Annotated in this window: 9 protein-coding genes; all 9 read left to right on the top strand. The window is 55.2% G+C overall.

What is annotated here, in order from left to right:
• Window positions 1-188 precede the first annotated feature (188 nt).
• The 9 genes from ACGY09_RS09775 (at window position 189) to ACGY09_RS09735 (ending at window position 11797) form a co-directional block, all read left to right on the top strand.
• Window positions 189-1580, top strand: coding sequence for an aspartate aminotransferase family protein (locus ACGY09_RS09775; protein ID WP_397571389.1), 1392 nt, complete (start codon window positions 189-191; stop codon window positions 1578-1580).
• A 375-nt stretch (window positions 1581-1955) separates the two neighbouring features.
• On the top strand, window positions 1956-3134 hold the full coding sequence (locus tag ACGY09_RS09770; RefSeq protein ID WP_397571388.1) for a cupin domain-containing protein: 1179 nt from the start codon (window positions 1956-1958) through the stop codon (window positions 3132-3134).
• Window positions 3135-3430: 296 nt separating this feature from the next.
• Window positions 3431-4246: a formate dehydrogenase accessory sulfurtransferase FdhD gene (fdhD, locus tag ACGY09_RS09765; protein WP_397571387.1), complete on the top strand. Its 816-nt coding sequence runs from the start codon at window positions 3431-3433 to the stop codon at window positions 4244-4246.
• On the top strand, window positions 4243-7173 hold the full coding sequence (fdhF, locus tag ACGY09_RS09760; protein WP_397571386.1) for a formate dehydrogenase subunit alpha: 2931 nt from the start codon (window positions 4243-4245) through the stop codon (window positions 7171-7173). Before fdhD ends, fdhF begins: the two co-directional genes overlap by 4 nt.
• Before the next feature lie 178 nt (window positions 7174-7351).
• Window positions 7352-7828 carry a DUF1641 domain-containing protein gene (locus ACGY09_RS09755; RefSeq protein ID WP_373650452.1) on the top strand — a complete coding sequence of 159 codons (477 nt, stop codon included), beginning with the start codon at window positions 7352-7354 and terminating at the stop codon, window positions 7826-7828.
• Between the two features lie 67 nt (window positions 7829-7895).
• Window positions 7896-8462 (top strand): antibiotic biosynthesis monooxygenase, encoded by a 567-nt coding sequence (locus ACGY09_RS09750; protein WP_397571385.1) that lies wholly within the window; start codon window positions 7896-7898, stop codon window positions 8460-8462.
• Between the two features lie 54 nt (window positions 8463-8516).
• A complete protein-coding gene (locus tag ACGY09_RS09745) occupies window positions 8517-9734 on the top strand; it encodes a trans-sulfuration enzyme family protein (RefSeq protein WP_397571384.1) in 1218 nt (405 codons plus the stop codon).
• A 156-nt stretch (window positions 9735-9890) separates the two neighbouring features.
• Window positions 9891-10637, top strand: a complete 747-nt coding sequence (locus ACGY09_RS09740) for a DUF1080 domain-containing protein (protein ID WP_397571383.1) — start codon at window positions 9891-9893, stop codon at window positions 10635-10637.
• Between the two features lie 182 nt (window positions 10638-10819).
• Window positions 10820-11797, top strand: coding sequence for a DUF1080 domain-containing protein (locus ACGY09_RS09735; RefSeq protein WP_397571382.1), 978 nt, complete (start codon window positions 10820-10822; stop codon window positions 11795-11797).
• The last annotated feature ends 137 nt before the right edge of the window (window positions 11798-11934 follow it).

The following is an 11934-nucleotide window of genomic DNA, read 5'->3' as shown; positions in this document are numbered from 1 at the left end:
GATGAAGGTAAGCGGAACGCGAATTCCACTTCGTCCGCGCAGAGCTGTGTGCTGCGCCTCGGAATTTCAACAAAATCGACGTGGCATCGCGGTTTTGTACATCAGCAGGCTTTTACCGATACCTGAATTTTGAAATACTCAAACAGACTTGAGAAAGGTACGGCTAAGACTTACAGGAAGACCACGCGATGACTGTGTCGATTGAATTCCCCAACGAAAACCGTTCAAACGTTGCTCGTAAGATTGTTGCTCAGCACGAACCCGTGGCGTTGCGGACGTTCACACCATCCCAGGCAGTCTTTGCCAAGTCGGCAGGTGTCTACCACTGGACGCCGGAAGGTCGAAAGCTGTACGACTATTCTTCCGGTGTGCTGGTTGCCAATCTGGGCCACAATCCCAAACGCTGGCTGCAGGCGCTGGGGCGGTATATGGGTTGGTCGCCCGAGTTTTTCGGTGGATCCCCCGCAGGGGCGAACGAGTATGTCCCCGCGGTAACGCTGACGGCGTACAACGGGATTACCGAAATCGAAACACAGGCTGTCGAACGTCTGCTGGCGAACCTTCGCCGCAGCAAAGGGAGTGAACGGCTCGACACAATCGTCTGGGCCGCTTCGGGATCGGAAGCGGTTCAGAAAGCAATCTGGGCAAGTCTTTCCCGGGATCGAACCCGAGACATCATTCTGGCGACCCGTTACGGGTTTCACGGAAAGAAGGGGCTCGCGAATGCCGTAACCGGATCAGAAAAGGATGCCGAAAGAGATCCACGAGTCCGATTCATCAGCTTCCCGATGGAAGAGATTATCGACGCGGGCTTTGATCCCGCCGCGATTGACCTGTCTAAATATCAGCAGGAACTCGAAGACCTGTGGCGCCAGTTCGGGCGGAAAATCTCGTGCCTGATTACCGAACCGTATCTGGGGGGGGGAGGAAGTTTCCATCCTCCTGCCGCTTATCATCAGATGCTGCAGAAGTTCTGTCGCGAGCATGACATTGTGTTGATCTTCGATGAAGTCCAGGCCAACTTTGGCCGGACCGGGGCGATGTACGCCTTCGAAGCTTATGGCATCGAACCTGACATGGTGGTGCTTGGCAAGGGCTTGGGGAACGGTATTCCGGTCGCCGCCGTAGCGTCTCGTGGTGATGTCTTCGCCACGATGAAGTATGGCGAGGCCTCCGATACGTGGAGTGCCAATCCGCTTTCCTGTGCAGCGGTTCTGGCAACGCTTGATGAGTTTGAATCGACGGACGTTCTGAATCATGCCCGCAAGCTGACGCCCCTCTTTATCAAGGGACTGGAACGCCTGAAATCAACTGGACTGGTGAACCACGTACGTGGGGAAGGGCTGGTGTTTGGGTTTGAGTGCGCCAGTGTTGGACAACTCACTGCCGGTGAAGTCGCCGCGAAAATCGTGCAGGCGTGTTACGTCGGTCAGGACAATACCGGCATTCACCTGCTGGGAGCTCTCGCAGGCAAGGTGCTGCGCGTCAGTCCACCGCTGACGATCACGGTGGAAGAAGCCAATCAGTCGCTCGACCTGTTGTATGACCTGATCGCATCACTGGCGAAAACAATTCGGTAGTCAGATTCCCCGTAAGACTTTTTCTGATGACAGGCGAACCGGACGGGGTGGTGCGCCTGTTCTTCTATTGAATTTCTCGACTTTTCATTTTGCTGAAGTGAAACGGATGTTTCACGCCGGTACCGGCGCGCTTTGTCGCCGCGGTTGTTGCTGATGTCCCATCATGAGCGGGAGAAATCGCGCGCTGCCATTCTCCCTCTGCCGATCCCCCAGCGTCTCTCCCTGAGCGGCTGGGCTGTCCACGTCTTACGCTAAGTAATTCGACTGCCTCCGATCCCGTTCCCGGTTGATGTTTGTTGCGGGGGCGAGGGGCAGGTCATTTGTGTCGAGTGTGATTTCCTTCAGACTTCTCTGACGTATTGAATAGGAGTAATCATGACTCAATTCGGTCGGCGTGATTTCCTGTCGGTTGCAGCCTCAGTCGGTGCCGTTTCGACATGGGCCCTTGCAGGCACCCAGGAGGCCGAAGGGGGAAACTCCACCTTCATGAATAACGTTCCCGATCCCTTGCTGGCGGACAAGGAACTGCCGACGTTCAAATTTTCACTGGATAAGTCGGTCGGCAAAGTCATCGGCGGAAGTTCGGGAAAGGAAGCGACGGTGCTGCAGCTTCCGATTTCCAAAGGGATCGCTGGCGTTTCGATGATTCTCGAACCTGGTGCGATGCGGGAACTTCACTGGCATGCTACGGCTGCGGAGTGGGCGTTTGTGCTGAGTGGTCGGGTGCGCACATCGGTGATTGATCCTCAGGGGAACGCAGAGATCAACGATTTCGGTCCCGGTGATGTCTGGTATTTTCCACGCGGCCATGGGCACATGCTCGAGTGTCTCGGGCATGAATCGTGTCACTTCATTCTGATCTTCGATAATGGATACTTTTCCGAGTTCGGCACCTTCAGCGTATCAGACTGGATTGGTCATGTTCCTAAGTCGCTGCTCGCCAAAAATTTCGGGGTCCCTGAGTCTTCGTTCAATGGCTTCCCCAAAGAAGAAGTCTACTTTGCGCGAGGTGCCGTTCCTCCGGACAATCAGCCGATTCCCCTCCAGAACAAGAAGTTGCCTGCTCAAACGCACAAGTATGAGCTGCTGTCTCAGTCACCTCATGCCACGTTCAAAGGGGGGAGGGAATGGCGAGTTGATTCCACTTGTTTTCCGATCTCGACCACCATTACTGGAGTGATCCTCGATCTCGAGCCGGGCGGTTTGCGAGAACTGCACTGGCATCCCACGGCAGACGAATGGCAGTATGTGATTGACGGCAACATCAGCGTCACAATGTTTGGCTCACACGGACGGTATCGGACTGAAGAGCTGGAGCGAGGGGACGTGGGCTATATCCCACAAGGATACGGTCACTCCATCGAGAATATCGGATTAAAACCATGTCGTGTGCTCATCGGATTCAATACAGGGGTCTATGCCGGGATCGATCTGTCGCAATGGCTCGCCGGAAACTCGCTCGATGTGCTGGCAACCAACTTCAGCAAGCCTGCCACCCTGTTTGAGAAGTTCCCTCACAAAGATGTTTTTATTGCGGATCAAGAAGGTCACTGACGCTGGATCGGTCAGTTCTTCCGAACAGTTCCAGGCACTCTGTGAAGGGAAATTCGGAAAGGGATGAAGTGCCTGTGGCTGCTGAATCAGAGCGGAATGCAAGCTCAATTTACTCGACTGACTTACCAGAAGTCGAGCAGGATCCGTGCGGGCGTTCTGCCAACTGAGCATGTCTGGGGAGTTCGCACCTCCATCCGGTACGCCAAGTTATAAAGGCGATTCCAATGTCTTTCTTCAATGCTGGCCTGACACGGTCCCCGATTCAATGCGTTGAGGGTGGAACTGTCTCGACGGAGATGGATGAGGTATCCATTGAAGAGCCACTGCAGATCGAACTGACGCATGTCAGAGGTGGGAAAAAACATCGCTACTCGGTGGCGGTCATGATGCGTACTCCCGGGAATGACGCAGAACTGGCCGCAGGGTTTCTCTTCACGGAAGGGATCATCAAAAGGCACGATGATTGGAGCCGAATCGAGTACATCGACAATAACCATGTACTGGTCGAGTTCAGCCGATACGCGTATCTGGACGTCTCCAAGCTGGAACGCCAGTCGTTCGTCTCATCGAGTTGCGGCGTCTGTGGCAAGAGATCAATCGCCGCAGTATTCTCAGAACAGCAATATCCTCTCACCCCCGGCAGCCCCCGTCTCGAGGTCGACCTGATCCATCGTTTGCCGGAGATTCAGCGAAAGGCTCAGGATAATTTCCACCGCACGGGAGGAATTCATGCGTCGGCTCTGTTTGACGCCAACGGCAATCTGCTGTCCCTGTTTGAGGATGTTGGACGCCACAATGCGCTCGACAAATTGATCGGCAATCAAATGTTCGCCGACAAGCTGCCTCTTACGCAGCACATCCTTCTCTTGAGCGGTCGCGCGAGCTTTGAACTGATCCAGAAAGCCTGTATGGCGGGGATCCGGGTCGTGGCCGCCGTGGGGGCTCCCTCAAGTCTCGCGGTGCAACTCGCAAGAGAGACATCGATGACACTCCTGGGCTTTGTTCGTGAGAACCGTTTCAACGTATACGCCGACGCCGGTCGTCTTCAATTTCACCGTACCTCAGCGCCCGAGGTTGATTCCCAACCGACTGAAGAGAGCAAACTTCAATGACCACAATGACACTCAATGGAACGGTTCACGAAGTGAACTCGGGAGAGCGATTGATCGACGTGATTCAGCGGGCGGGGGTCGAGTTACCGTCGGTCTGCTACCACTCACAGCTTGGGCCCCTTAAGACGTGCGATACCTGCATGGTCGAAGTAGATGGGCAACTTGTCAGGGCGTGCGCCCTGACGGTGGCCGATGGGATGTGTGTGGTCACGACGACGAATGCGGCACGTTTGGCACAGAGACAAGCCTTCGACCGGATTTTGGCCAATCACATGCTTTACTGCACTGTGTGTGATAACAACAACGGCAACTGCACGATTCACAACACGACGAAGATGTTGAAAGTCGAGCATCAGGAAATTCCGTTCGAACGGAAACCATACGAGGTCGACAATTCTAATCCCTTTTATCGGTACGATCCTGATCAATGTTTGCTGTGCGGTCGATGCGTCGAAGCTTGTCAGAACGTGCAGGTCAACGAAACTCTGTCGATCGACTGGACGGCGGAACATCCGCGCGTGCTCTGGGACGGCGGAGCCGACATCGGCAATTCCAGTTGCGTCTCGTGTGGGCACTGTGTCACGGTTTGTCCCTGCAATGCGCTGATGGAAAAGTCCATGATCGGCCACGCAGGGTTTCTGACAGGGATTCCCAAAAAGGCCCTGGATGGAATGATCGATATCGTGAAGGGGGTAGAGCCCGAATCAGGATACAGTGCCATCCTGCAGGTGTCGGAAGCCGAATCGGCGATGCGAAAATCACGCGTCCGCAGGACTAAAACGGTCTGTACCTATTGCGGAGTGGGATGCAGTTTTGATGTCTGGACCAAAGACCGCCACATCCTCAAAGTGGCACCGGAAAAGGGACCTACGAATGGAATCTCGACCTGCGTCAAAGGGAAATTTGGCTGGGATTTTGTGAACAGCGAAGATCGACTCACGTCGCCGTTGATTCGCGAGGGGGACTCGTTCCGTCAGGCAAGCTGGGACGAGGCTCTTGATCTGGTCGCGCGGCGGTTTGCGGAGATCAAACACCAGAATGGTCCTGACGCGATTGCATTGATCTCTTCGTCGAAATGCACCAACGAAGAGAGTTATCTCATGCAGAAGCTCGCCCGAGCGGTCATCGGGACAAACAACATCGACAACTGCTCTCGCTACTGTCAGGCCCCCGCGACGGTGGGGCTCTTCCGGACAGTCGGGTACGGCGGAGATGCCGGTTCTATCTCTGACATCGCGCAGGCAGGGCTGGTCCTGATCGTTGGCAGTAATACCGCGGAAAGCCATCCCGTTCTCGCGACCCGGGTGAAGCGAGCTCACAAGTTACACGGGCAGAAACTGGTCGTCGCGGATCTGCGCGAGCACGAAATGGCACGGCGTGCAGATGTGTTCTTCCAGCCTCATCCGGGCACGGACCTGGTCTGGCTATCAGCGATCAGCCGCTATCTGATTGATGAAGGTCTGATCAATCATGAATTCCTCGGTCGCTGGGTTCATGGCCTGGAGGAGTACCGACGAAGTCTGGAGATGTTCACTCTGGAGTTTGCCGAGACGACGTGCGGAGTTTCCGCTGCCACCTTAATGAAGGTGGCTCAGATGATCGCCGCGGCGGATGGGGTGTGCGTGCTGTGGGCGATGGGAGTGACTCAGCACACCATGGCCTCGGATACGTCGACTGCCATATCGAACCTGCTGCTGATCACCGGCAATTACATGCGGCCGGGGGCAGGTGCCTATCCGCTACGAGGGCACAACAACGTACAGGGGGCCAGTGATCAGGGAGCCATGCCGGCAATGCTTCCCGGTTACCAGTCGGTGACGGATCCCGAGGTCCGAGCACGCTTTGAAAAGGCTTGGGGCGTCACCTTGCCTCGCACTACGGGCCTGGATAACCACGAAATGGTCGACGCCATTCGCGATGGCCAGCTGAAGGCGATGTACCTGTTTGGTGAAGAAATGAGTCTTGTTGATTCCAACGCGAACTATGTCGAAGAGCAGTTCTCGAAGCTGGAGTTCTTTGTCGTTCAGGACATTTTCTTTACCCATACCTGCCAGTTTGCGGACGTGATTCTTCCCGCCGCCCCGAGTCTGGAAAAAGAGGGGACTTTCACGAGCACGGAACGACGGATTCAGCGACTTTACGAAGTCATGGAGCCGCTACCAGGAAGTCGTCCCGACTGGCGCATCATTCAGGAATTGGCCAATCGAATGAATGCGGGATGGAATTATCGACATCCTTCCGAAGTGATGGACGAAATGGCCTCACTCACCCCGTTATACGCGGGTGTCTCCTATGAACGGCTGGAGGGTTATCGCTCGCTTCAGTGGCCCGTCGCGGAGGACGGAACTGATCAACCGCTACTTTACACCCAGCAGTTTGCATTTCCCGACGGAATGGCGAGGCTATACCCGATCGGCTGGACAGTGCCGACAGAACAGCCGGATGCCGAGTACGACTTGCATCTGAACAACGGCAACTTGCTGGAGCATTTCCACTCGGGCAATCTGACCTACCGCGTCCCCGGGATCAAAACCAAGACGCCGGATGTTTTTGTGGAAGTCTCTCAGGAACTGGCTCGAGAGCGAGGTATTCAGAGTGGCACGATGGTGGAACTGACATCACGTCACGGCAAGATTCAACTCCGGGCTCTTGTGACAGACCGTGTGAAAGGCCATCAGTTGTTCATGCCGATGAATTCTGCGGAGTCGGCTGTGAACCGGTTGACGGGCAGCAACACGGACGCCGTAACGCACACGCCGGCATACAAAGAAACCGCGGTTCGTATGCGCGTTGTTGCGGGTGATATTCGCAGCCCGCTGCCCCGAATCAATCATCGCTTCGGCCATCCTACGCCAAAGCCGGGTGTCGAAGTCGAACTGAAGTGGAAGCGGAAAGACTATTCCGTACCAGGAGGCGACCTGGTTTAGCTCGAACCCTATTCCCGGCCGACGTAAGCAATTGACAACTTTTATTAATACAGCAGGACCTCAGGAATTCTGTCGTCGTCTCACTGGTTCCGCGGCTCCGGATGACTTCGCGTGGATGACGCACGTCGAAATTCCAGGTGGACTTACCACTTCCAACACAAATGGGAAGAGTGACAACATGGCAAAACCGATCCCGAAGAACATCAACCACCCTGATCCCCGGATTGAACTTCAAACGAGACTGCAGAATGCTTCTGTTGAGCATGCCGAGGCAATCCTGTCGGGGCTGGAGACGCTGCAATGCCTGCACGAGTGCGGGGCTATGGAGTTCGTTCGCGGACTGCTGGGGTCCAGTGACGAGGTCCTTCAGATCGCTGTCGATGCCGCAAGGACTCCGTCATCCATTCGAGGGATTCGGAACTTGATTCTGCTGATCAACATGTTCAGCGAAGTGGACCCCGAAACGCTGAAGGCGGTGACCCGTACACTGCCGCAGGCGCTCAAGTCGATGAGTGCGAGCACGGAAACTCCCTCCACATGGCGACTTTTCACAGAATTGTTACGGAATCAGGATACTCGACGAGGGCTGGGTGCAATGAATAAAGTCCTGGCCACGTTCGGACACGAACTGTCGGCCGCTCATGGGGCTCAGTGAGCCCAAGAGACATTCAGTTCCTGCATGAGAGACGCCGGGCGTTCCGAATCCTACGACAACTCAGGTGATGATGAGCGAATCGAAAATCAAACCGGCTGATACGATCACCGTCCTTGTCACGAGGAGGATCCGAGATGGCGGAGATGATGCTTTCGAAGATGCTCTGAAACAATGGATCCCGCGACTGACCCGGTTTCCGGGACATCTGGGAGTTCAGATGTTGCGTCCCTTACAGGGGGACCGGGAATACGGTGCGGTCATCACCTTCCGGTCAACGCAGGACTGGGAAGCATTTCAGCAATCATCCGATTACCGGCAGTTTCTCGAAGAGATCAAGCCTCTTCTTGATACAAATCCTGGGTTTGTCACTGCCAACGGCTTGGAGAGCTGGTTCTTACCTCCGGAAGATCGTGGTGCATCCCTGCCACCACGCTGGAAGATGGCGATTGTGACCTGGATGGGAGTGAGCTTTACGGTCTATATCGTGACGACATTGCTGGCCCCGCATCTGAGCAATTGGCCGTGGCTGCCGAGATTTCTGTTGAGCAACGCGTGTGTCGTTAGTGTACTGACATGGTGCGTGATGCCGGTTCTCACCAGCGTCTTTCGTTCGTGGCTTTCTCCGCGAACTTGAAGTTTAATAGCATCGTTCCGGTCGCCGCGCGATGTTCAACGGAAGTATCTTGCTATGACTGATCAGCCATCCAACGCATCCAACGCATCCAACGAATCCTCGCCTGATCCCGCCACAATCGCCGCTCGAGCCGGGTTGGCCCCCCCGTTCACAACGCGATCAAGTTCTCCTCCAATCTATATGACCACGGCGTTCGACCTTGAGTCGCTCGAACAACTCGATTCCGTAGTCGGAGGGCGAGAGAAAGGGTACATCTACACCCGTGATGGCAACCCGAACCATGAAGCGTTCGCAACCGATGTAGCTCAACTGGAACATGCCGAATCGGGAGTTGTCACCGCGTCCGGTATGGGGGCTCTAACTGCGATTCTGATGGCCACCATGAAGACGGGTGACCATGTCCTCGCGGCCCGCGTGCTGTACGGTCGCACGGGGCAGCTTCTGGCTCATCTGGCGGCCTCATTCGGCATCCATGTGACTTACTTCGATGTTGAAGATGTGGCCTCACTCAAGTCACTCATCACACCTCAGACGCGGCTGTGCATTGTGGAATCGATCTCTAATCCACTGCTCGAAGTGGCCGACCTGCCGGCGATTGCGGCCGTTCTGGATCAGATCCCCCTGCTGGTCGACAACACGTTCGCAACCCCATGTCTGCTGCGACCGATTGATTATGGTGCGTCGCTGGTCTGGCACAGCGTCTCCAAGTATCTGAACGGACACGGGGATGTCATGGCGGGTATCGTCGTCGGGCCAGAGGGGCTCATTCGCAAGATTCGAGCCATGTCCAGTCTTTATGGAGTGAACGCCAACCCATTCGAGTCATGGCTGGCCACACGCGGACTTCGGACTTTGCCGCTGCGTATGCAGCGAGTTTCAGCGACGGCTCTCGAAGTTGCGCGGTTTCTGGAATGTCATCCACACGTTGCGAAGGTCTACTACCCGGGGCTGACCAGTCATCCAAACTTCGAACGTACTCAACGACTTTTGCCGCATGGACAAGGTGGGATGCTGGCGTTTGAAATCACCGGTGGTCGACCAGCGGTGGACGTGTTGTTTCGGCGGCTAGCTGAAGTAATTCCCTTTTCCCCCACGTTGGCGGATGCACGGACAACCATGTCCTATCCGGCAGGAACTTCCCACAAATTCATGAGTTCCGCAGCGCGAGCGGAATATGGAATCGGGGATGGCCTGGTTCGACTATCGATTGGGCTCGAGGCGCCTGACGATCTCAATCGGGAACTGGGTGCTGCGCTGTCACCTCCTGTTTGATGTTGGACACTAGGCGAATCCCAACGCGCTGAGATATCATTCCGCTTCGCACTCAATCCTCTAAGTCACATTCGAGCCGGTCACCTTCTTCAGAGGTGGGAACCGGTCGGAACTGACTTTTTGCCCGTTCGAGCATAACAGGAAAGTAGTACTCTAATGAGATGTTTTGGATTGTTGGTCGTTTGTGCCGTCTTCTTCAGTTCCATTGAGGCTGCGGATTTCCCTCGCGAGAAATTTGACGACTCGGCATTCGAGACGATCTTTGATGGCAAGTCGCTGAAAGGCTGGCACGTCAGTACACAGACAGGGCACAGTGCGGCGAGTATGCATACCAGCGGGGGACGCTGGAAGCTCGAAGACGGTGCCATCATCGGCAGTCAGGACATTCCCGGAAATGGGGGAATCATTCTGACAGACCGGGCGTTTGGAAACTTCGAAGTAATCGTCGAAATGAAGAATGACTTCGGACCCGACAGTGGTCTGTTCCTGAGAAGCAACGAACGGGGGCAGGCTTACCAGTACATGATCGACTACCACGGTGGTGGAAATCTCGCCGGCATCTATGGCGAAGGCTTGTCGGGCGGTATCCACCACCGCAACTTCGATTTCCTCGACGCCGTCACCAAAATCAAAACGATAGACTCACTCATTCCCTGCCCGGTTCAGCCGGCTGACTGGCCTCAATTCTGGAAGCACGGCGAATGGAATGAACTTCGGGCCCGGATTGAAAGCAATCCCCCGAAGATCACCACCTGGATCAACCAGGTGAAGTTCATGGAGTTCACCGATACAGAGAAGCGGCATTCGGACACGGGAAGTATTGCGCTTCAGGTCCATGGCGGCGGGGACTATACGAAACAGTACGTCCGTTACCGGAACGTCCGTGTTAAAGAGTGGAAATAGCTTCTGCGCTCCGGAAAAATTGACGGGACTCACCTGCGTCAATCAGCGAGTTGTCTGTTCCCCCGCATACCTGCATGTGGGGGTGTCGATTGAAGTCCCACATTACGGCCGCACATTTCAGTTCCCTGTACCTTCAAATTTTTCTGTTATTGAATTCTGTCATTGATGAGGAGTCGCGTCTCATGAGTCGTACATGGATTACCTCTGCCATCGTGTGCGGGTTGCTCGCCAGCACACCCTTGATGAGTCAGGACAAACCAAACGCCAAGCTCGCGTTCCTCGATTCAAAGTCGGCTGGTCCCGACTACCAGATTCAAGGTGAATACATCGGCAAAGTGAACGGGAAGACGATCGGGGCGAACGTGATTGCCCGTGGAGACGGCAAGTTCCACGTTGTCGCCTTCCCGGGGGGCCTGCCGGGCGCGGGTTGGGAACCTGGTACTGCAGAAAAGATCCAGCTCGATTTCGAGACAAAAAACGGGGTTGTCAAAGCCGTTGATCAAGGCAATGAAACGACCATTTCCAATGGCATTATCTATGTGAAACATGGTGATTACAAAGGCGAACTGAAGCGACTCCATCGGGAATCGCCCACGTTGGCCAAGTCGGCACCTGAAGGGGCGATTGTCCTCTTCAATGGGACCAACACCGATCAGTGGGAACCGGGTAAGCCCGAGGACGTGGGACTGATGGGGGTGGGGACTCGCACGAAAAAGGTCTTCACCGACTATCACCTGCACCTGGAATTTCGCACGCCGTTCATGCCAAACGCCACGGGACAGCAACGTGGTAATAGTGGATTGTATCTGGGTGACCAGTATGAATGTCAGATTCTCGACTCGTTCGGTCTGGAAGGACTGGACAACGAGTGCGGGGGAATCTATCGAAATGCCAAGCCCAAGGTGAATATGTGTTACCCGCCACTCGCGTGGCAGACGTACGATGTGGACTTCACCTGTGCCAAATTTGATGCCGATGGAAAAGTGACCGCTCCGGCGCGAGCCACGATTCGCCACAACGGCGTCGTCATCCATGACAACATCCCGCTTTCCCCGACCCCCGGGGGAAAGCAGTCGGACGAGAAACCCGGAGCCATTTTCCTGCAGGATCATGGTGACCCGGTTCGCTTCCGAAACATCTGGCTTGTCGAGAAGAAGTAGCACCACTCTAGCTCAGATGGTCGCTCTGGCCGTCGTTGCGGGATGTTGAGGGTAAAGAAATTGCCCATCAGACCCTCCACGCCCCCTTCAGGGTGTGGAGTGGTTGATGTACCGTCTCGCACTTGGCTGATCAATGA

The sequence above is a fragment of the Schlesneria sphaerica genome (genome assembly GCF_044336245.1).
Taxonomy (GTDB): Bacteria; Planctomycetota; Planctomycetia; order Planctomycetales; family Planctomycetaceae; genus Schlesneria; species Schlesneria sphaerica.
The sequence above is the reverse complement of the archived record's forward strand: the minus strand, read 5'-3'. Positions and strand labels throughout refer to the sequence as shown.

Coding starts and splice junctions, on each gene's coding strand:
- ACGY09_RS09775 (WP_397571389.1), top strand. CDS start 189: ATGACTGTGTCGATTGAATTCCCCAACGAAAACCGTTCAAACGTTGCT.
- ACGY09_RS09770 (WP_397571388.1), top strand. CDS start 1,956: ATGACTCAATTCGGTCGGCGTGATTTCCTGTCGGTTGCAGCCTCAGTC.
- fdhD (WP_397571387.1), top strand. CDS start 3,431: ATGGATGAGGTATCCATTGAAGAGCCACTGCAGATCGAACTGACGCAT.
- fdhF (WP_397571386.1), top strand. CDS start 4,243: ATGACCACAATGACACTCAATGGAACGGTTCACGAAGTGAACTCGGGA.
- ACGY09_RS09755 (WP_373650452.1), top strand. CDS start 7,352: ATGGCAAAACCGATCCCGAAGAACATCAACCACCCTGATCCCCGGATT.
- ACGY09_RS09750 (WP_397571385.1), top strand. CDS start 7,896: ATGATGAGCGAATCGAAAATCAAACCGGCTGATACGATCACCGTCCTT.
- ACGY09_RS09745 (WP_397571384.1), top strand. CDS start 8,517: ATGACTGATCAGCCATCCAACGCATCCAACGCATCCAACGAATCCTCG.
- ACGY09_RS09740 (WP_397571383.1), top strand. CDS start 9,891: ATGAGATGTTTTGGATTGTTGGTCGTTTGTGCCGTCTTCTTCAGTTCC.
- ACGY09_RS09735 (WP_397571382.1), top strand. CDS start 10,820: ATGAGTCGTACATGGATTACCTCTGCCATCGTGTGCGGGTTGCTCGCC.